The 20,563-nt window shown below is 72.5% G+C and carries 17 protein-coding genes; 7 read left to right on the forward strand and 10 right to left on the reverse strand.

What is annotated here, in order from left to right; genetic code table 11:
• Positions 1 to 30: 30 nt before the first annotated feature.
• The 5 genes from IE251_RS06950 to IE251_RS06970 all read left to right on the forward strand — a co-directional run bounded on the left by IE251_RS06950 (position 31) and on the right by IE251_RS06970 (position 6,226).
• The gene (locus tag IE251_RS06950; RefSeq protein ID WP_189751999.1) at positions 31 to 1,542 is read left to right on the forward strand and encodes an MFS transporter; all 1,512 of its coding nucleotides are present in this window, start codon (positions 31 to 33) and stop codon (positions 1,540 to 1,542) included.
• A 187-nt stretch (positions 1,543 to 1,729) separates the two neighbouring features.
• On the forward strand, positions 1,730 to 2,491 hold the full coding sequence (locus IE251_RS06955) for a DeoR/GlpR family DNA-binding transcription regulator (RefSeq protein ID WP_189752000.1): 762 nt from the start codon (positions 1,730 to 1,732) through the stop codon (positions 2,489 to 2,491).
• On the forward strand, positions 2,488 to 3,435 hold the full coding sequence (gene pfkB, locus IE251_RS06960; protein WP_189752001.1) for a 1-phosphofructokinase: 948 nt from the start codon (positions 2,488 to 2,490) through the stop codon (positions 3,433 to 3,435). Before IE251_RS06955 ends, pfkB begins: the two co-directional genes overlap by 4 nt.
• A 154-nt stretch (positions 3,436 to 3,589) precedes the next feature.
• Entirely contained in the window at positions 3,590 to 5,842 is a 2,253-nt protein-coding gene (locus tag IE251_RS06965) for a PTS fructose transporter subunit IIABC (protein WP_189752002.1), read from the forward strand.
• 123 nt (positions 5,843 to 5,965) lie between these two features.
• Positions 5,966 to 6,226, forward strand: a complete 261-nt coding sequence (locus tag IE251_RS06970; RefSeq protein WP_189752003.1) for a hypothetical protein — start codon at positions 5,966 to 5,968, stop codon at positions 6,224 to 6,226.
• A gap of 73 nt (positions 6,227 to 6,299) precedes the next feature.
• Here the strand turns inward: IE251_RS06970 and IE251_RS06975 are convergent, their stop codons facing one another.
• The 4 genes from IE251_RS06975 to IE251_RS06990 all read right to left on the reverse strand — a co-directional run bounded on the left by IE251_RS06975 (position 6,300) and on the right by IE251_RS06990 (position 10,855).
• On the reverse strand, positions 6,300 to 7,046 hold the full coding sequence (locus IE251_RS06975) for a DUF6227 family protein (RefSeq protein ID WP_189752004.1): 747 nt from the start codon (positions 7,044 to 7,046) through the stop codon (positions 6,300 to 6,302).
• A 157-nt stretch (positions 7,047 to 7,203) separates the two neighbouring features.
• A complete protein-coding gene (locus tag IE251_RS06980; protein ID WP_189752005.1) occupies positions 7,204 to 8,418 on the reverse strand; it encodes a L,D-transpeptidase in 1,215 nt (404 codons plus the stop codon).
• Between the two features lie 136 nt (positions 8,419 to 8,554).
• On the reverse strand, positions 8,555 to 9,580 hold the full coding sequence (locus IE251_RS06985; RefSeq protein WP_189752006.1) for a P1 family peptidase: 1,026 nt from the start codon (positions 9,578 to 9,580) through the stop codon (positions 8,555 to 8,557).
• A 36-nt stretch (positions 9,581 to 9,616) separates the two neighbouring features.
• A complete protein-coding gene (locus IE251_RS06990) occupies positions 9,617 to 10,855 on the reverse strand; it encodes a low temperature requirement protein A (protein WP_189752007.1) in 1,239 nt (412 codons plus the stop codon).
• A 133-nt stretch (positions 10,856 to 10,988) separates the two neighbouring features.
• On the opposite strand from IE251_RS06990, the gene IE251_RS06995 reads away from it, so the two are divergent.
• On the forward strand, positions 10,989 to 11,171 hold the full coding sequence (locus IE251_RS06995; protein WP_189752008.1) for a hypothetical protein: 183 nt from the start codon (positions 10,989 to 10,991) through the stop codon (positions 11,169 to 11,171).
• A gap of 127 nt (positions 11,172 to 11,298) precedes the next feature.
• On the opposite strand, the gene mscL is transcribed toward IE251_RS06995, so the two are convergent.
• The 6 genes from mscL to IE251_RS07025 all read right to left on the reverse strand — a co-directional run bounded on the left by mscL (position 11,299) and on the right by IE251_RS07025 (position 17,404).
• Positions 11,299 to 11,778 carry a large conductance mechanosensitive channel protein MscL gene (gene mscL / locus IE251_RS07000; RefSeq protein WP_189752009.1) on the reverse strand — a complete coding sequence of 160 codons (480 nt, stop codon included), beginning with the start codon at positions 11,776 to 11,778 and terminating at the stop codon, positions 11,299 to 11,301.
• A gap of 138 nt (positions 11,779 to 11,916) precedes the next feature.
• On the reverse strand, positions 11,917 to 12,546 hold the full coding sequence (locus IE251_RS07005) for an RcpC/CpaB family pilus assembly protein (protein WP_229896642.1): 630 nt from the start codon (positions 12,544 to 12,546) through the stop codon (positions 11,917 to 11,919).
• 399 nt (positions 12,547 to 12,945) lie between these two features.
• Positions 12,946 to 13,779: an S-methyl-5'-thioadenosine phosphorylase gene (locus tag IE251_RS07010; protein WP_189752010.1), complete on the reverse strand. Its 834-nt coding sequence runs from the start codon at positions 13,777 to 13,779 to the stop codon at positions 12,946 to 12,948.
• A gap of 118 nt (positions 13,780 to 13,897) precedes the next feature.
• A complete protein-coding gene (locus tag IE251_RS07015) occupies positions 13,898 to 14,212 on the reverse strand; it encodes an FmdB family zinc ribbon protein (RefSeq protein WP_078637431.1) in 315 nt (104 codons plus the stop codon).
• Between the two features lie 67 nt (positions 14,213 to 14,279).
• Positions 14,280 to 15,578: an MFS transporter gene (locus IE251_RS07020; protein WP_189752011.1), complete on the reverse strand. Its 1,299-nt coding sequence runs from the start codon at positions 15,576 to 15,578 to the stop codon at positions 14,280 to 14,282.
• Positions 15,579 to 15,856: 278 nt separating this feature from the next.
• Positions 15,857 to 17,404 (reverse strand): potassium/proton antiporter, encoded by a 1,548-nt coding sequence (locus tag IE251_RS07025; RefSeq protein WP_229896655.1) that lies wholly within the window; start codon positions 17,402 to 17,404, stop codon positions 15,857 to 15,859.
• Between the two features lie 194 nt (positions 17,405 to 17,598).
• Between IE251_RS07025 and IE251_RS07030 the strand changes: the two genes are divergently transcribed.
• Positions 17,599 to 20,523 (forward strand): penicillin acylase family protein, encoded by a 2,925-nt coding sequence (locus IE251_RS07030; protein WP_189752012.1) that lies wholly within the window; start codon positions 17,599 to 17,601, stop codon positions 20,521 to 20,523.
• Positions 20,524 to 20,563: the final 40 nt, after the last annotated feature.

Below are 20,563 nucleotides of genomic sequence, written 5' to 3' on the forward strand. Positions count from 1 at the left end.
CTGACCTATAGCGGCCCTAGGTTCCTCCTCATGACCACTCCGACGGCGCTTTCCGCCCCACCCTCCGACCGAACCCGCTGGCTGGCCCTGGCCATCGTCATGACCGCGGCCTTCATGGACCTCGTGGACGTGACGATCGTCAACATCGCCATCCCGTCGATCCAGCGGAACGAGCACGCCTCGGTGGGCCAGATCCAGTGGATAACCGCCGGCTACGCCCTCGCCTTCGCCGCCGGCCTGATCACCGGCGGCCGGCTCGGTGACATCCACGGCCGCAAGCGGCTGTTCCTCGTCGGCATCGGCGGCTTCACCCTCGCCTCCGCCCTGTGCGGATTCGCGGCGAACCCGGAGATGCTCGTCGCCTCCCGCCTCCTCCAGGGCGGTATGGCCGCGCTGATGGTGCCGCAGGTGCTGTCGATCGTGCACGCCACCTTCCCGGCCCACGAACGCGGCAAGGTCTTCGGCCTGTTCGGCGCGATCGTCGGCCTCGGCGCGGTATCCGGTCCGCTGCTCGGCGCGCTGCTGACGGAATGGAACCTGTTCGGCCTCGAATGGCGGCCCATCTTCCTCATCAACCTGCCCGTCGGCGTGCTCGCCTGGCTGCTGGGCCGCCGGTTCATCACCGAGTCCCGCGCCCCCAAGGCGCTGAAGCTGGACCTCGTCGGGGTCGCCCTGGTCACGCTGGGCCTGCTCATGCTGCTCTACCCGCTGACCCGCGGGCGGGAGCTGGGCTGGCCGCTGTGGGGGTACGTCTCGATGGCCGGTGCCTTCGTCGTCTTCGCGGGGCTGGTGGCGTACGAGCGGCGCAAGGCGGCGCGGGACGGCTCGCCGCTGGTCGAGCTGTCGTTGTTCCGGGTGAAGAGCTTCGCCGCCGGTATCGCCGTGCAGACCGTGTTCGGTGTCGCGCTCGGCATCTTCTTCCTGGTCTGGACGCTGTACATGCAGATCGGCCTGGGCTGGAGCGCGCTGCGGGCCGGGCTGACCGGGGTGCCGTTCTCGCTCGCGGTGTCCACGGCGGCCGGGCTGTCGGTGCAGCAGCTGGTTCCCCGGTTCGGCCGCAAGGTGCTCCAGACGGGCGCGCTGGTGATGGGCGCTGGCGTGCTGCTGTACCTGTGGGAGGCCGACCACTACGGCCTCGCCATCACCTCCTGGCAGATGGCCCTGCCGCTGGTCGTGATGGGGCTCGGCATGGGCCTGATCGTCGCCCCGCTGACCGACGCGGTGCTCTCGGAGGTGCCGCGCGAGCACGCCGGTTCCGCGTCCGGGCTGATCAACACCGTGCAGCAGATGGGCAACGCGCTCGGGCTGGGTCTGGTGTCGGTGGTCTTCTACGGGCAGATCGGCGACCGGCTCGCCCTCGCCGAGATCGGCCCGGCCTTCGTGCACGCCTTCCAGCACGCGCTGTGGTACGTCGCCGGGATCATGGGCGTGATCTTCCTGCTGATGTGCGCCCTGCCGAAGCGCCCGGCCCAGCACGCGGAGGGCGCGGGGGAGGAGGCGTCGGCGCCGGAACGGGAGCTCGAGCCGCAGCCGGCGGGCTGACCGCGTACGAGGAGGGGCCCGGCACCGGTCAGGTGCCGGGCCCCTCGTCGTACTACCGGACGCTGACAGGGAGGGTTCGAAGTCCGTTCATGCCCGATTGGAGTCTGAACCTGTTTACTTTCCTGGCATCCGGACGTAGCCTCCCTGAGAAACCACACGTTCGGGCATGAGGCGGAGGCGAACGGACATGTACGCACCGGAGCGGCAGCAGGAGATCCTCCGGCTCGCCCGGGACGGCGGCCGGGTGGACGTGCTGTCGCTGGCCGAGGAGTTCCAGGTCACCGCGGAGACGATCCGCCGCGACCTGAAGGCCCTCGACCGCGCCGGCCTGGTCCGCCGGGTGCACGGCGGTGCCATCCCGGTCGGCCGCCTCGACTTCGAGCCGGACCTCGCCGAGCGCGAGTCCACCGCCGCCGACGAGAAGGACCGCATCGCCAAGGCGGCCCTCGCCGAACTGCCCGCCGGGGGCACGGTGATCCTCGACGCCGGTACGACGGTGGCCCGCCTCGCCGCCACGATCCCGCTGGAGGCGTCCCTCACCGTCGTCACCCACAGCCTGCCCATCGCCGCCCGGCTCGCCGACCACCCGGGTATCCAGCTCCACCTGGTCGGCGGCCGGGTACGGCACCGTACGCGCGCCGCCGTGGACGCCTGGGCGCTGCGCGCGTACGGCGAGATCCGCGCCGACGCGCTGTTCGTCGCCGCCAACGGCTTCTCCGCCGAGCACGGCCTGACCACCCCCGACCTCGCCGAGGCCGCGGTCAAACGGGCCGCGGTCGGCGCCGCGCGGCGGGTGGTGCTGCTCGCCGACTCCGGCAAGCACGGCCAGGAGCACTTCGCCCGCTTCGGCGGCCTCGACGATGTGGACCTGCTGATCACCGACAGCGGGCTGAGCCCGGACGACGCCGCCGCCATCGAGCGCGGCGGCACGGAAGTGGTACGCGCATGATCCTCACCGTCACCCCCAACCCGTCCCTCGACCGCACCTACGAGGTGCCCGCCCTGGAGCGCGGCGAGGTCATCCGCGCCGACGGCGAACGCATGGACCCCGGCGGCAAGGGCGTGAACGTCTCCCGGGCCGTCGCCGCCGCCGGCCGGCGCACGCTCGCCGTCCTGCCCCTGGGCGGTGCGCCGGGCGCGCTCGTCGCCGACCTGCTGGACGCGCAGGGCATCGAGGTCGCGCCGGTCCCGGTCGCCGGCGCCACCCGCTCCAACATCGCGCTCGCGGAAGCCGACGGGGTGCTCACGAAGATCAACGCGCCGGGCCCCGAACTGTCGGCGGCCGAACAGGAACTCCTGCTGGACACCGTACGGTCGCACTCCCGCGCCGCCGACTGGATCGCCTGCTGCGGCAGCCTCCCCCGGGGACTCGCGCCCTCCTGGTACGCCGACCTGGTCACCCGGGCGCACGCCGCCGGCGCCCGGATCGCGCTGGACACCTCGGGGCGCGCCCTCCTGGAGGCGCTGCGCGCGCGGCCCGACGTGGTGAAGCCGAACGCCGAGGAACTGGCGGAAGCCGTCGGCCGCCCGCTGGCCACCGTCGGCGACGCGCTCAAGGCGGCCGAGGAACTGCGCGCGCTGGGCGCCCGCACCGTCCTGGCGAGCCTGGGCGCCGACGGACAGCTTCTGGTGACGGATGCCGGTGCCTGGTTCGGCAGCGCCCGGGTGTCCGCGGTCCGCAGCAACGTCGGCGCCGGGGACGCCTCCCTGGCCGGCTTCCTCATCGCCGGCGGCACCGGTCCCGAGGCCCTCGCCTCCGCCGTCGCCCACGGCGCCGCCGCGGTCGGGCTCCCCGGCAGCCTGATGCCGACGCCCGCCGACCTGGATCCGGCGGCGGTGACCGTCACGGCGGACATTCCGCTCGACCGCGAACTGACGGAGCCGGTCTCATGATCCCGCCCGTCCGCCACGGCACCCGCCCGGGCTTTCGCCGGCTGGGCGGACAGACCGGCCCCGTCCCCCGTACCACCCCGCCCCCTGACCGCACCCCCGTCCCCACCCCCGCCGGCCCCTGCCCTCCGGCGGCACGCGCGCGAAGGAGCCCGCGATGAGCGACATGATCAGCGCGGACCTGGTCGACCTCGACCTGTCCGCCGACACCAAGGAGGCGGCGGCCCGCGCCCTCGCCGCACGCATGGTGGCCCGGGGCCGGGTGACCGACCTGGAGGGTTTCCTCGCCGACGTGGCCGCCCGCGAGGCCCAGATGCCGACCGGGCTCGACGGCGGCATCGGCATCCCGCACTGCCGCAGCGCCCATGTCACCGAGCCGACCCTCGCCTTCGGCCGCAGCGCCACCGGTATCGACTTCGGCGCCCCGGACGGCCCGGCCGACCTCGTCTTCCTGATCGCGGCACCGGCCGGCGCCGACGACGCCCACCTCACGATCCTCTCCTCCCTCGCCCGCAAGCTGATGAACGCCGAGTTCACGGCCGCGCTGCGGGCGGCGGACAGCGCCGGGACGGCGGCGGCCCTGATCCGGGGCGAGGAGCCGCCGGCGGGTGAGGAAGCGGGGCCCGCGAGCGTCCCGGGCGCCGCCGAAGACACCGCTGTGGCTCCGGCGGCGGCCTCCGCCGGAGCCACAGCGGGCAGTACGGGGGAGACGGCGGCCGCGAGCGGGATGGCGGCCGCGAGCGCCGCCGAGCCAGGTACGTCCGCCGAGCCAGGTACGTCCGCCGAGCCAGGTACGTCCGCCGGGACCGGTGCTCCCGCCGAGCCGGGTGTGCCCGTCGCGTCCGGTCGGCCCGCCACCGATACCGCCGGCGCCGGCGTCGTCCCCGGCCCGGGCGAGCCCCGGCCCTTCCGGATCGTGGCCGTCACCTCCTGTCCCACCGGCATCGCCCACACCTACATGGCGGCCGAGTCCCTGGAGAACGCGGGCCGGGAGGCGGGGATCGAGCTGGTCGTCGAGACGCAGGGCTCGGCCGGTTTCGCCCGGCTCGACCCGGCGGTGATCGCGGCTGCGGACGGCGTGATCCTCGCGCACGACGTCCCCGTACGCGACAAGGACCGTTTCGCGGGCAAGCCGACCGTCGACGTGGGCGTGAAGGCGGGCATCAACCGGGCGGCCGAACTCATCGCCGAGGTCCGCGAGAAGGCGGCGCGCGGCGAGGTGAGCGCTCCGGCGCACGCACCGGCGGGCACGCCGGTCGAACGCGCGGGCGACGCCACCGAGGGCTACGGCACCAAGCTCCGCACCTGGCTGATGTCCGGCGTCAGCTACATGGTCCCGTTCGTCGCCGCCGGCGGTCTCCTCATCGCCCTCGGCTTCGCGATCGGCGGCTGGCAGGTCGACAAGGCCCCCTCGGTCATGGACCACTTCGTGTGGACGCAGACCGACAGCTGGGGCGCGCTGCTCTTCCAGATCGGCGGCGTCGCCTTCAAGTTCCTCGTCCCGGTCCTGGCCGGCTACATCGCCTACGGCATGGCCGACCGGCCCGGCCTCGTCCCCGGCTTCGTGGGCGGCGCGATAGCGCTGGACGCGGGCGCGGGCTTCCTCGGCGGCCTGGCGGCCGGTCTGATCGCCGGTGGCGTGGTGCTGGCGATCCAGCGGGTGCGCATCCCGGCGGTGCTGCGCGGCATCATGCCGGTGGTGGTGATCCCGCTGCTCTCCTCGGCGGTCACCGGCTTCCTGATGCTCGTCGTCATCGGCAAGCCGATCGCCTCCGCGCAGAAGGGCCTCACCGACTGGCTGAGCGGGCTCACCGGCACCAACGCCGTCCTGCTCGGCGCCCTGCTCGGCCTGATGATGTGCTTCGACCTGGGCGGCCCGGTCAACAAGGTCGCCTACGCCTTCGCCACCGCCGGCATCGCCGTCACCGACCCCAGCGACTCGGCGATGCAGATCATGGCGGCGGTGATGGCGGCCGGTATGGTCCCGCCGCTGGCGATGGCCCTGGCCACCACCGTGCGCGGCCGGCTGTTCACCCCGGCCGAGCGCGAGAACGGCAAGGCCGCCTGGGTGCTGGGCGCGTCCTTCATCTCCGAGGGCGCGATCCCGTTCGCGGCGGCCGACCCGCTGCGGGTCATCCCGTCCGCCATGGCGGGCGGCGCGCTCACCGGCGCCCTGTCGATGGCCTTCGGGGCCACCCTGCGCGCCCCGCACGGCGGCGTCTTCGTGGTCCCGCTGATCGGCAGCCCGCTGCTGTACCTGGTGGCCATCGCGGCCGGGGTGTGCGTCACCACGGCCCTGGTGGTCCTCCTCAAGGGAATGCGCGGGCAGGTCCCCGGGTCCGGGACCGCCGGCCCCGCCGCGCACCCGGCCGGAGCCCGGGAGGACACCGGACAGCCGGTGGCCGCCTGACCGCGCGGCCGTGACCCTTCACGGCGTCTTGTCCCTTTGCACCGCTGTGAGTTGTTCACGGCACCTGCGAGATACATCACGGTCCGGGGCGGAAGTCCCGGACCGTGGTGTGTACTGGGGTGTATGCCTGAGCACGCCCCGATTCTCCAGCTGATCGGCGTGACCGTCCTCGCGGTGGCGGCCGTCGTGTGGGCCGGCGTCCTGCTGCGCCTGCTGCGCCGCGCGGGTCTCGCCGCCGGGGCGGCCGGCGCCCGGCGCCGCACCGTGCCGCTCCCGGCCGTGCCGCGCCAGACCCGGGTCGGCCCGCCCCGGGAGTCCGTCGAGCTGACCCCCGCCGAACAGGACGCCTTCGCGGGCCTGGTACGGCACCTCGCCAACGGCTGACCCGCCGCACCACCCGGCCGCCGCCGCACGGCTTGGTCGGCCCCGCGCCCGGCGGGCACCGGGGCCGTCCGCGTCACCCCTGCCGTGCCGCGCGCCGCTCCATCGCCTCCCGGGCCGCCTCCTCCGACTTGTACACCTCGCACATGTGCCGCCCGTCGGGCGTGGCCGTGTGCTCCACCTCCCACAGGGAGATCTCGGTGCCGTCCGGCAGCAGGAAGGCGTGCTCGTACAGCGCGTAGCTCAGACCCGCCCGGCCGGCCCGTCCCGGCCGGCCGAACGCCTGGGTGATCTCGTGCGCGGTCGCCGTCGCCAGCAGCGCCGCCGTCTCGGCGCCGGGGCGGTCGGGGTTCTCCGCCCGGCGCAGCAGCCGGCGCGCGTGGTCCGCCGAGTCGTCCGAGGCGAACACGTGCCGGGGCTCGGGGATCGCCCACAGCCGCATCAGCGCGGGCAGTTCCGCCTCCGGGGTGTCCGTCGGCATCCCGAGCCGGGCCGCGGCGGTCCGCAGCTCCTCCTCGTCCAGATACACCTCGTGCTCCGGCTCGCTGCCCGGGGTGGAGTTGTGCACCAGTTCCCACAGCGTGACCGCCGAGCCGTCGGCGAGCAGCCAGGTGTGCCGGTGGGTCTCCCGGCGCAGCCCCGAGCTGTGGTAGGCCGAGTGCAGCGAACTGTCGTGCGCCAGCGCGCAGTCGAGACGCCGTATCACCTCGTCCGGCAGCTCGAAGGAGTTCAGGGCACGGCCGAGGAGTCGCGCGAGATGCTCCTCCGGAGACTCGGGCGACTCGGCTGGTTCGTACGCTTCGGTCTCGTACGGAACGCTCAAGGCTTCTCCCGGCGTTGCTGCATGTCACCTTGTGGGTGCATACCGTAGCCCCTCGCCCGGGCGTCATGTCCGGGAACCGGGAAAACGTACGCCGGGAAAACGCGCGGGCCGCGCGAAGAGTTCCCGCGCGGCCCGCCGTTGAGTCAAAAACCGCCGGTCAGACGGCACTTCCCGCGGTCCAGGCGCTCCACTGCATGTTCCAGCCGTTGAGGCCGTTGTCGGGGGCGACCGTGGTGTCCGGGGAGTTCTTCACGATCACCACGTCCCCGATGAGCGTGTTGTCGTAGAACCACTTGGCCGACGTGTCGCCCTGCGCCCCCTGCACGTCCGCGAGGCCGACGCAGCCGTGGCTGGTACCCGTCCGGCCGAACGGCGGGTTGCCCTTGTTGTACCAGTAGTTGCCGTGGATGAACGTCCCCGACGTCGTCAGCCGCATCGCGTGCGGCACGTCCGGTATGTCGTACTCCCCGCCGAAGCCGACCGTCGAGCCGTTCATCCGGGTCTGGGTGAACTTCTCGGAGACGACCATCTGCCCGTTGTACGTGGTGTGCTCCGGGCTGCCCGCCGAGATCGGCACCGACTTGATGGTCTGCCCGTCCCGTACGACCGTCATCGTCTGCGTGTTGACGTCGACCGTGGAGACCTGCGACCGACCGACGGTGAAGGAGACGGTCTTCTTCTGCACGCCGTAGACGCCCTGCGCGCCCTGTACGCCGTCCAGGTCGATGTTCATCGTGACCTTGGAGCCGGCCTTCCAGTACTCCTGCGGCCGGAAGTCCAGCCGCCGGTCGCCGAACCAGTGCCCGGCCACCTGCTGGCCGCTGCTGGTGTTGACCGTGATGTGCGACTGCACGGCCTTCTTGTCCGTGATCGACTTGTCGAAGGTGAACGACACGGGCATGCCCACCCCGACCGTCGCGCCGTCGTCCGGCGTGTAGGTGCCGATGAAGCTGTTCGCCGGGCTGACGGTGGTGAAGATGGCGTTCGCCGCCGCCGGGCGCCCCTCGGAGTCCTTCGCGGTCGCGTTTATCTCGTACTTCGTCCCGCGCTCCAGCCGCCGCTCCGGCTTCCAGGTGTGGCCGTCCGCCGATATCGCCCCGGGCACGGCCTGCCCCGAGCCCGCCACGGTCATCTTCACCTCGGTCAGCTTGCCGTCGCTGACCTTCACCCCGGTGGCGTTGATGGACGCCCCGGTCGAACCGTCCTTGGCCGATATCGCGATCTTCGCCGCCGACGTCTTGGGGGAATCGCCGCCCTTGCCGTCGTTCTTGGCACTGGCGTCGCCGCCGCAGGCGGTCAGGGTGAGGGCGCCGACCATCAGGGCGGCACAGGCCACCAGTGCGCGCCGCGCTGCAATGTCCGGCGTTGTCACGGGCTGCTCCAGGTTCGTGTGATGTGCGGGTTCCGTTCCGGTCGTGAGGAAAGAGGGTGCGGGCGCCGGGGAAGGTTCCCACCGGTCCCCGTTGACGCCATCACGTGACAGAACCGCGACAATCGGCCCGCCCGCGCTACCCCCTCCCGTACAACTCCGCGTACGACAGCCAGACTCCGCCCGGCCCCTCGACCGACTCCGCGGCCCGCACCGCCCGTACGATCGCCCGCGTCACCAGGTCCGCGCCGGCCGCCAGGATGTCGTTCGGCGCCAACGGGTGCGTATCGAGGGGGCGGTCGCCGGTCGCCAGCGCGAACACCGTGTCCCCGTCGTGCAGGAGGTGCACCGGCCGCACCGCCCGCGCGATCCCGTCGTGCGCGGTGCCCGCCAGCTTCTGCGCCTGTGCCTTGGTCAGGGCGGCGTCCGTCGCGACCACCGCCAGCGTCGTGTTGAGCGGCGGCGGCGCGTTGCCGGCGGCGGCCTTCGCCAGGCGCTCCCGCGCGGCCTCGTGCACCCGTTCCTCCGGATAGGCCACCCGCCCCTGGAACAACTCCCCGTACAACACCCCCGTCTCCGGATCCAGCACCGCTCCCGCCGCGTTGACGACCACCAGCGCCGCCACCGTGATCCCCGAACCGAGCACCGTGCTGGCGGTGCCCACCCCGCCCTTCAGCTGCCCGGCGACCGCGCCCGTGCCGGCGCCCACGCACCCCTCGGGCACCGGCGCCCCCGGCGCGCTCGCCGCCGCGGCCTCCACCGCCGCCCGGCCCGTCGCCGCGTCCGGGCGGGCCCGGAAGTCCCCGCCGCGCCCCAGGTCGAAGACGCACGCCGCGGGCACCACCGGCACGACATGTGCCGGGTCCGGCCCCACGGGCACCCCGCGGCCCCGCTCCTCCAGCCAGGCCATCACCCCGGACGCCGCGTCGAGCCCGTACGCGCTCCCCCCGGTCAGCACCACCGCGTCGACCCTCTGGACCACGTTGCGCGGGTCGAGCGCGTCGGTCTCCTTGGTGCCGGGTCCGCCGCCGCGCACGTCCACGGCGGCGACGGCGCCGCCCTCGGGCGCGAGGACCACCGTGGTGCCGGTGAGCCAGCCGTCGCCGACCCGGGTGGCGTGCCCCACCCGCAGCCCGGCGACATCCGTCAAAGCGTCAGCTGTCATGGACGCCAGTGTGACCGAGTGCCCTCTCCGGAGGGCTCAGCCGGCCGGGGCGGCGGAGCCCGGCCGGTGCTCCCGGGCGGCCGTGCGCGCCGTCAGCACCACCCCGGTCACCACCGAGGCCGCGGACACCAGCCCCGCCGCGAGCACCGCCCAGTCGCCGAGGAACGTGCAGCAGATCACCAGCAGGGCCGTGACCGGCAGCACCAGCTGCTGGGCGAGCCCCACCTTGAAGTGCCGGGAGTGCAGCGCCCACACCGTCAGCAGATACAGCGCCGTCGGCAGGGTGACGGCGGCCGACGCGGCCAGGGCGGAGATGTGCGCCTTGCCGGTCGCCTGCTCCACGGCCACCTCCAGCCCCGCGCCGACGGCCGCCGCCGAGGCGAACACCACGTAGTGGCCGTAGCCCCAGACGAACGCCCGTCTGCTGGAGCGCAGATGACCGTGGATGGGGACCACGAAGTAGATCCACCACGCGGCGAAGACGATCAGCAGTCCGCCCGCCGCGATGGGCAGCAGCTCGGCCGGGGTGCTGTGCTCGGCCAGGGCCGACTTCACGGCGACCGTGGCCGCGGCGATCGTCTCGCCGAGCACGATGATCGTGAACAGTCCATAGCGTTCGGCGATGTGATGCGGGTGCCAGGGAGTCATCTGCTTCCGCTCGGCGTACAGCGGCACGCACAGTTCCACCAGCGCCATCACCAGGAACACCCAGGGCCGCGCGGGCTCCGGCAGCAGCACCAGGCCGAGCCAGCCCACCTGGCACAGCAGCACCCCGCCCGCGTACCGCAGGGCCGTGGTCCGCTCCGTGCCCCCGGCTGATCTCGCGGCTCTCAGCCACTGCCAGACCATCCCCAGCCGCATGATCGCGTAGCCGAGCCACACCAGCAGGAAGTCGTGGACCGTGAAGGCCCGGGAGACACCGGCCGCCAGGACCAGCACGCCGGCGATCTGCACCAGGGTGACGATCCGGTAGAGCGCGTCGTCGTTGTCGTACGCCGAGGCGAACCAGGTGAAGTTCATCCAGGCCCACCAGATCGCGAAGAACGCCATCGCGTAGTCCAGGATCCCGGTGCCCGCGTGTCCTTCCGCGACGGCGTGCACCAGCTGTACGCCCGCCTGCGCGACCGCCACGACGAAGCACAGGTCGAAGAACAACTCCAGCGGGGAGGCGACGCGGTGCGCCTCCTCCCGCTCGCGTGCGGTGAGCCGTCGCAGGTGACCCGGGGGCCGTGGTGCGCCGGAAGGGGCGGGCGGGGAAGCGGAACGGGACGTCATGATTCCCAGCACAGCAGAAACCGGCCGGGAAATCCTCTTCACGCTCTCCCGCGCACGAGGGGCGGGCCGGCCGTCCGGCGCCTGGGGCGGGCAGCCCGCCGGGCCGCCGGCACGGGAGCCGTACCCTGGTGGCATGAGCACCGCTCCCGAACCCTCCCCCGAGCCGCGCGCCCCGAAGCCCGCGCTGGTCTTCGACGACCCGCTGGACCAGCAGTCCTCGGACGACACCGACCGCGGGTGGGGCGAGCGGACCGACGGCGACAGCGCCGCCGACCTCAAGCGCTTCCTGGACGAGAAGCCGCCCCACCACCTCTGAACGGGCAGCCACCTCTCAACCGGCCGCCACCTCTGAACGGGCCGCCGCCTTCGAGCGGTCCACCGCCTCCGGGCGGGCGTCCTCTTGTGCGCGGGGGACCGACGGTGAGCGGGCCGTGGGAGCGCCGCTAGCGCTCGTCGGCGCGTCCCGGGCCGCGCTGGGCGACCAGGGCGTCCCGGATCTCCTTGAGCACCTCCAGCTCGCTCACCTCCACGACCTCCTTGGTGCCCTCGCGCGCCGCCTTCCGGTCCGCCTGCCGGGCCAGGTACTTCGACATCGGCAGGACCATCAGGAAGTAGACCACCGCCGCGGTGATCACGAAGGTGAGCGTGGCGCCCAGGACGGAGCCCCACAGGATCGGCACACCGCTTTGCACGGTGCCGTCGGCGGCCACCTTGCACGGGTCCTTCAGGCAGGAGCTGTAGTGGTCGAGGTTCTGCGTGCCGATCGCTCCGACCAGCGGGTTGATGACCCCCTTCACCACCGAGTTGACGATGTTGGTGAAAGCCGCGCCGATGACCACCGCGACTGCCAGATCGACGACGTTGCCGCGCATCAGGAAGGCCTTGAAGCCATGCCAGACGCTCGGTTCCTTCTTCGCGCTCAACTCGGGGACTCTCCTCGCATGCACAGGGTGTGGAACAAAACGCTCCGCAACCTACGGCAGGGTGCGGTCCCGGTGTCCATTCCGGTAACTCGATCGAGCGACTTGACAGGAAGCCGTCGACGGACCGTTCAAGCTGGTTCAGCACAGCGTCACCGCCAGGCGCGCGGTGGCACTCGCGCCGACCAGCCGGGCGGCCGCGGCCCGGGGTACCGACAGCACCACCAGGGCTCCGCTCTCGGCGGTGCCGTCCGGCGGCTCCGGCACCTCCGTCACCCGGACACCGCGCGCGAGCACCCGGGCACCGCTGGCGGGCGGGTCCTGCGCCGCGATGACGTCGACCCGGTCGCCGGGCCGCAGCAGCCGCACCGTGGCGGCGTCGGCGATCCGCACCGGGGCCGTCACCAGCTCCGCCGCCGGGCGCGGCCGTGCCGGGCCGGCGACGGGGTGCCCGCGGGGCCGCTGCGGTCCGGGCGGCTCCGGTCCCGTCCCGGGGCCCGCGGCCACCAGTGCCGCCGCGGTCACCGCGAGGCCGACGGCCAGGGCGCGCCTGCGGTGCCGTACCAGCCGTTGCAGCTGATACCGCCCGCCGCGCACCCGTACCGGATCGAAGGGGGGCACCTCGCGGGTCGCCGGGGCGTCCGTACCCAGCGGGCGCGGCAGCCGGAAGGGGGATGGGAAGGAGGAGCGGGCGGGTGAGTGCGGGTGCGGGAAGGGCCGGCGGGGGGACGGGGCCGGGCCGAAGGGGAGCGGAGGTACGGGCGAGGGCATGGGATCACCGCCTGCGGCGAGGGATTTCGGCTTGCGGTGCCACGATGACGGCTCCCGCCGGATCCCGCCGGGACCGGTGGACGACGAACGGCTTGTGGATAACTCGCTCACCCGAACGAGAGATTCCGCCCACCGTCCGCCCGCCGCCCGGCTCGGCCCCACCCCCGACGAGACCACCCCGACCGCCCCGCCGACGCCACGTCAGAGGCCCCACGGCGACCGCGTCCCCCGGCTCCCGCTGCCCCGAGCTCACCCTGCCCCCAGCTCACGGCACGCCCGGGCAGCCAAGCCCACCCTGCCCCAGCCCACGCCACGCCCGACAGCCGAGCCCCGACAGCCGAGTCCCGCCGGCAAAGCCCCGCCGGCAAACCGCGTCGGCAATCCGCCGCCCACCCCGCCCTACGGCAGCGCGAACCCCGGGTTCATCCCGCCGAGGGCGTTCACGCACAGGCAGTCGCGGGCGTCGGAGGCCGGCAGGGCCGCGACCGCGTCGAACAGGACGCCGCGCAGGCGGGCGACGTTGGCCGAGAAGACCCGCAGGACCTCCTCGTGCGAGACGCCCTCGCCGGTCTCGGCGCCCGCGTCGAGGTCGGTGACCAGGGTCAGCGAGGTGTAGCACAGCTCCAGTTCCCGGGCGAGCGCCGCTTCGGGGTGGCCGGTCATGCCCACCACCGACCAGCCCTGGGCCTGGTGCCACAACGATTCGGCACGGGTGGAGAAGCGCGGGCCCTCCACCACGACCAGCGTGCCGCCGTCCACCGGCTCCCAGTCCCGTCCGCGCGCCGCCTTCAGCGCGACGGCCCGGCCGGTGGGGCAGTAGGGGTCGGCCATGGACACATGGACCACGTTCGGCACGGTGCCGTCGGGCAGCGGCAGCCCGTCGAAGTAGGTCTGCGCCCTGGACTTCGTACGGTCCACCAGCTGGTCCGGGATCAGCAGGGTGCCCGGGCCGTGCTCGGGGCGCAGTCCGCCCACCGCGCACGGGCCGAGCACCTGCCGGACGCCGACCGAGCGCAGCGCCCAGAGGTTGGCGCGGTAGTTGATGCGGTGCGGCGGCAGATGGTGGCCGCGGCCGTGGCGGGGCAGGAAGGCGACCCGCCGCCCGGCGACCTCGCCGAGGAAGAGGGAGTCACTGGGCGCCCCGTAGGGGGTGTCCACCTGGACCTCGGTCACGTCGTCCAGGAAGGAGTAGAACCCCGAACCGCCGATTACGCCGATCTCTGCGTTCGCCATGACCAGCACACTAGCGGGCCGCGAAACGGCGGGGGAGCCGTCGCGCGGACAGCCGGGCCGGTGCCGGGACGCCGAAGACCCCGCCGTCGGACGACGGCAGGGTCACGGATGAGAGATCTCAGGCGGCGGAGCTGCTGGTGGAGCTCGACGAAGACGACGAAGACGAGGACGACGACGTCGAAGAGGACGAGGTCGAGGACTTCGCGTCGGACGACGAGCCGGCCGGCTTCGACGCCGGGCTGCTGCTCGACGTGGAGCCGCGGGAGTCGTTGCGGTAGAACCCGGAGCCCTTGAAGACGATGCCGACCGCGGAGAACACCTTCTTCAGGCGCCCCTTGCAGCTGGGGCACTCGGTCAGGGCATCGTCGGTGAACTTCTGCACCGCCTCAAGGCCCTCGCCGCACTCGGTGCACTGGTACTGGTAGGTCGGCACTGTCTTCCTCCTGGCACTCTCACTCAATGAGTGCTAACGACGGTCCATAGTGACGTATTCCCGGGGATCAGTCCACCGCTACCGGGGAGCGGTGACCCACGCCACGTGCCACGGTACGGTTCCGGTCCGGCGTGGCCAGCCGGGAGCGCAGGGCCACGAGGGTGATCAGCGCGAGCACGGTGCCGCCCATGGGCACCAGGAACCCGGCGCCGTCCCACAGCCGGTCCTCGAGCTGTCCGGCGACCGTCACGGCGGCGGCCTGGCCGAGTGCGACCGCGCCGGTCAGCCAGGTGAAGGCCTCGGTGCGGGCGCCGGCCGGGACCAGGCCGTCGACCAGCGTGTAGCCGGTGATCAGGGACGGGGCGATGCACATGCCGACCAGCAGGCCGAGCGCGGCGAGCAGCGCCACGGAGTGCGCCGTCCACAGCGCCGACGCCGCGACCGCGAGCGCCGCGTAGCCGATCAGCAGGCGCTTCTGGGGCGCGGCCTTCCAGGCGATCGCGCCGCAGACGATGCCGGACAGCATGTTCCCGGCGGCGAAGACGCCGTACAGGACGCCGTTCAGGCCGGGCTCGCCGATCGACTCCGTGAAGGCCGCGAGCGAGACCTGCATGCCGCCGAAGACCGACCCGATGCCCAGGAAGGTCACGATCAGCACGCGCACGCCCGGGACGCCCAGGGCCGAGGCGTGCCGCACGCGCGCGTGCCCGCTCTCCTGGGACACCGAGGGCTGGGTGCTCTTCTGGGCGGCGAAGAGGAGACCGCCGACGAGGGTCAGCGCGCCCTCCGTGATCAGGCCGGCGGCCGGCGCCACGGCGGTGCACAGCGCGGTCGCCAGCAGGGGGCCGAAGACGAAGGTCAGCTCGTCCGTGACCGACTCGAAGGCCGCCGCGGTGGTCATCAGGGGCGAGCCCTGGAGCTTGACCCCCCAGCGCGCCCGCACCATGGGGCCGACCTGGGGCACCGAGGCGCCGGTCGGGACGGCCGCGACGAACAGTGCCCACAGCGGGGCGTGCGCCAGCGCGAGCGCCGTCAGGGACAGGCCGGAGACCGTGTGCACCAGCACGCCGGGCACCAGGACCGCGCGCTGGCCGTGGCGGTCGGCCAGCCGGCCGCTGTAGGGCGCGAACAGCGCCATGGCGACGCCGGTGACCGCGGCGACGGCGCCCGCGGCGCCGTACGAGCCGGTGGTGTGCTGGACGAGCAGCACGATGGAGAGGGTGAGCATCGCGAACGGCTGGCGCGCCGCGAAGCCGGGCAGCAGGAACGTCCAGGCGCCGCGGGTGCGCAGCAGCTGTCCGTATCCGGGGCGGGAGGACGCCGGCGAGGTCTTCTCCGGTTCGGTGGTGGTGACCGTGGATCCCACGGCCCGTGCCTTTCTGCCGCCTGGTAGCGCGCGGGCCCCGTGCGGGCCGCGCGCCGAGAGCTGTCCTCTTGCGCGGACTGCGGTAGATGCCGGTGCCCGCTCAGGTGGGGGCGACCCGGCCGCCATACGGTCGCGCCAGCTCTGCGTCAGGCAGAGTTGGTTCGATCAGGGTGCGCCCCAATCGTACAGGGATCACCGCTTGCGCGACTGTGAAAACGAGCACCATCCGGCCGGCCACCTGGGTTTCCACGGGAGGCGGACGCCAAGAGACGAGCCCCTCACCGCGAGCCGTTCGTCCCCAGCCACCCCGCCAGCTTGCCGCCGTGGGCGACCGCGCGCAGGCGCCGTTCCGCCGCGTCACGGACCGGGTCGGTGGCGACGACCAGCAGCTCGTCACCGCGCCGCAGCACTGTCGTGGGTAGCGGGACAAACGATTCTTCTTCGCGGACGACCAGGGTGACGGCCGCGCCCGGCGGCAGCCGCAGCTCGCTGATCTCCACGCCGTGCATCCGCGATCCCTCGGGGATGGTGACGGACAGCAGATGCCCGCGCAGCCGCTCCAGGGGCGCCGACTCGATGCCGAGGTCGGACGCCTCGCCCTGCTCGCCGAGCCGCAGCAGGCGTGCCAGCCAGGGCAGGGTCGGCCCCTGGACCAGGGTGTAGACGACGACCAGGACGAAGACGATGTTGAAGATGCGCCGGCTGGCGTCGACGCCGTTCACCATGGGGATGGTGGCCAGGATGATGGGCACGGCGCCGCGCAGCCCCGCCCACGACATCAGGGCCTGCTCCCGCCACGGCACCCGGAACGGCGCCAGGCTGCCCACCACGCTCAGCGGGCGGGCCACCATGGTCAGGACCAGCCCGATGACCACGGCGGGCAGGACGTCGTCGCCCAGCTCGTGCGGGGTGACCAGCAGGCCGAGGACGACGAACATGCCGATCTGGGCGATCCAGCCGAGCCCCTCGGCGAAGCCGCGGGTGGCCGGCCAGTGCGGCAGGCGGGCGTTGCCGAGCATCATCGAGGCCAGGTAGACGGCGAGGAAGCCGCTGCCGTGCGCCAGGGCGCCGGCGGCGTAGGCGGAGACGGCGATCGCGAGCACGGCGATCGGGTAGAGACCGGACGCCGGCAGCGCCACGTGCCTCAGGCCCCAGGACCCGAACCAGCCGACGGCGAGCCCGATGGCCGCACCGATGGCCAGCTCCAGGACGATCTCGCCGAGCAGCAGGTACCAGTGCTCGACCGGGCCGGCCGTGGAGAAGGCGACGACGAGGATGACCACCGGGGCGTCGTTGAAGCCGGACTCCGCCTCCAGCGTGCCCGTCACGCGCGCGGGGAGCGGAATCCTGCGCAGCACCGAGAAGACCGCCGCCGCGTCCGTCGACGACACCACCGCGCCGATGATGAGCGCCTGCCGCCACTCCAGCCCCACCAGGTAGTGGGCGCCCGCCGCGGTGACCCCGACGCTGATCGCGACCCCCACCGTGGCCAGCACGGAGGCGGAGGACAGGACCGGCCGGACCTCCTTCCACTTCGTGCCCAGGCCGCCCTCGGCCAGGATCACGACCAGGGCCGCGTATCCCATGACCTGGGTCACCTCGGCGCTGTCGAAGTGGATGCCGCCGATGCCGTCCTGGCCCATGAGGACGCCGATGCCGAGGTAGACGAGCAGGCTGGGGAGCCCGCTGCGGGAGGAGATCCGGACGGCCGCGACGGCGACGAGCAGGACGGCGGAGCAGACGAGCAGGAGCTGGTTGAGGTGGTGAACAGTCAGCGGGCGTTCCTCCCTCGTATGGCGGCCGGTGCCTCCGTACCCGGGGCTGATGCCTCCGGTTACTTCGTTACCTTACCTAACTCTTGACGCTTTCTTGACGTTCGGCAGGGCAAGATCGAACGCTCGTGCGCGCTGGTTCCCGACTCCGCGTCAAGCGGGACGGGGCCCTGCGCCTATGGTTGCTCCAGCGCTCATTCAAAGTCACAGCCCGACCTGCCGCTCGCGTTAGGACAGCAAGGACAGCGATGCCCCCCAACACCACCGCCACAACGGGTGACACCGCCACCACGGGTGCCACGTCCGTCAAGTCCGGCAGGAAGAAGGGGCGCAAAGCCCGACTGATCGTGCTGGTGCTGGTCCTGGCCGTCATCGGAGGCATCGCCTACGGGGCGTACTGGACGATCAGCACCGTCCGCGCCTCCTTCCCGCAGACCACCGGCACGCTCCGGCTCGACGGCCTGTCCGGCCCGGTCGACGTGAAGCGGGACGGCTACGGCATCCCGCAGATCTACGCCTCCTCGGACGCGGACCTGTTCATGGCGCAGGGCTACGTCCAGGCGCAGGACCGGTTCTACGAGATGGACGTGCGCCGGCACATGACCTCCGGGCGCCTGTCGGAGATGTTCGGCAAGAGCCAGGTCGAGAACGACGAGTTCCTGCGCACCCTCGGCTGGGACCGGATCGCCGAGCAGGAGTACGAGACCAAGCTGTCGCCCGCCACGAAGAAGTACCTCCAGGCCTATGCCAAGGGCGTCAACGCCTACCTCCAGGGCAAGAACGGCAAGGACATCTCCCTGGAGTACGCGGCCCTGGGCCTCACCAACGACTACAAGCCGCAGAAGTGGACCCCGGTCGACTCCGTGGCGTGGCTGAAGGCGATGGCCTGGGACCTGCGCGGCAACATGCGCGACGAGATCGACCGCGCCCTGATGACCAGCCGCCTCGGCCCCCAGCAGATCCAGGACCTGTACCCGGCCTACCCGGCCGGCCGCAACAAGCCGATCGTGCAGGAGGGCCAGTACGACGAACTGACCCAGGCCTTCGAGCAGAGCGGCGCCACGGGCACCTCCGGCAGCACGGGTACGACGGGTACCACGGGCACGACGGGCAGCACGGGCACGACCGGTACTACGGGTACTACGGGTACTACGGGTACTACGGGCGCGACCGGCACCACGGGCGCGACCGGCGCCACCGGCGGTCTCACCGGCTCCTCCCAGGGCACGGCGGGCACCTCCGGCACCGGCACCGCCACCGGCGGCGGATCCACGCTCAGCGGCCAGCTGGGGGGCCTCACCGAGGTCCTGGACGACCTGCCCACGGCCGTCGGCGTGAACGGCCAGGGCATCGGCTCCAACTCCTGGGTGGTCGCCGGGAAGCACACCATCACCGGCAAGCCGCTGCTCGCCAACGACCCGCACCTGTCGGCGTCCCTGCCGTCCGTCTGGTACCAGATGGGCCTGCACTGCCGGAGCGTCTCCGACAAGTGCCAGTACGACGTCTCGGGCTACACCTTCGCCGGCATGCCCGGTGTGGTCATCGGCCACAACGCCGAGATCGCCTGGGGCCTGACCAACTCCGGTGTCGACGTCACCGACCTCTACCTGGAGAAGGTCAGCGCGAACGGCTACCTCTACGACGGCAAGGTCCGCCCGTTCAAGACCCGCGAGGAGACGATCAAGGTCGCCGGCGGCAAGTCCAAGACGATCGTCGTCCGCCAGACCCAGGACGGGATGCCGCTGCTGTCCGACCGTGACGACGAACTCGTCCAGGTCGGCAAGAAGGCCACCGTGAACACCGCCGCGCCCGACCGCGGCGACGGCTACGGCATCGCGCTGCGGTGGACCGCGCTCGACCCGGGCACCACCATGGACGCCGTGTTCGCGCTGGACAAGGCGTCCGACTGGAGCGAGTTCCGCGCGGCGGCGGCCCAGTTCGACGTCCCCTCGCAGAACCTGGTCTACGCCAGCACGGACAACCACATCGGCTACACGCTGCCCGGCCGGATCCCCACCCGCTCCCAGAAGGACACCGGCGCCCTCCCGGCACCGGGCTGGGACCCCCAGTACCGCTGGACCGGCTTCGTCAAGCAGGACGAACTGCCCTACGAGTACGACCCCGAGCGCGGCTACATCGTCACCGCCAACCAGGCCGTGGTCGACCCGGAGAAGTACCCGTACACGCTGACCACCGACTGGGGCTACGGCACCCGCAGCCAGCGCATCACCGACCTGATCGAGTCCAAGATCAAGGGCGGCGGCAAGATCTCCACCGACGACATGCGGCAGATGCAGCTGGACAACAGCAGCGAGATCGCCAAGCTCCTGGTGCCCAAGCTGCTGAAGATCAACCTGTCCGACCCGGAGGTCCGTCAGGCGCAGAAGCTCCTGGAGGGCTGGGACTACACCCAGGACGCCGACTCGGCGGCGGCGGCGTACTTCAACGCCGTCTGGCGCAACGTCCTCAAGCTGGCCTTCGGCAACAAGATGCCCAAGGAGCTGCGGGTCAAGGGACAGTGCCTGTGGGTCGACAAGATCGACAGCACCGGCCCGGTGGACGACGACACCAAGGTGCGCGAGTGCGGTCAGCGCGACGCCGACCAGGCGCAGCCGGACGGCGGCGACCGCTGGTTCGAGGTCGTGCGCACCCTGATGGACAAGCCGGACAGCGACTGGTGGAAGGCGCCCAAGTCGGGCACCCGCCCCGGCGCGGCCAACCGCGACCAGCTCTTCGCCCGGGCCATGATCGACGCCCGCTGGGAGCTGACCGCCAAGCTCGGCAAGGACATCGACACCTGGAGCTGGGGCCGGCTGCACCGGCTGTTCCTGAAGAACCAGACGCTCGGCACCGAGGGCCCCAAGGCCCTGCAGCTCCTGCTGAACCGCGGCCCCTGGAAGCTCAGCGGCGGCGAGGCCGCGGTGAACGCGACCGGCTGGAACGCGGCCGGCGGCTACGACGTGGTCTGGGTGCCGTCCATGCGGATGGTCGTCAACCTCGCCGACCTGGACAAGTCGAAGTGGATCAACCTGGCCGGCGCCTCCGGGCACGCGTTCAACGCGCACTACACCGACCAGACCGGCAAGTGGGCCGAGGGCGAGCTGCTGCCCTGGTCGTTCTCGGGCAAGGCGGTGGACAAGAGCACGAGCGACACCCTCGTCCTCGAGCCGTGACCTAGACGGCACCCCGCTGAAAACGGCCCTCCACGCGCGC

The sequence above is a fragment of the Streptomyces eurythermus genome (assembly GCF_014649115.1).
In the GTDB taxonomy this organism is placed as follows: Bacteria; Actinomycetota; Actinomycetes; order Streptomycetales; family Streptomycetaceae; genus Streptomyces; species Streptomyces eurythermus.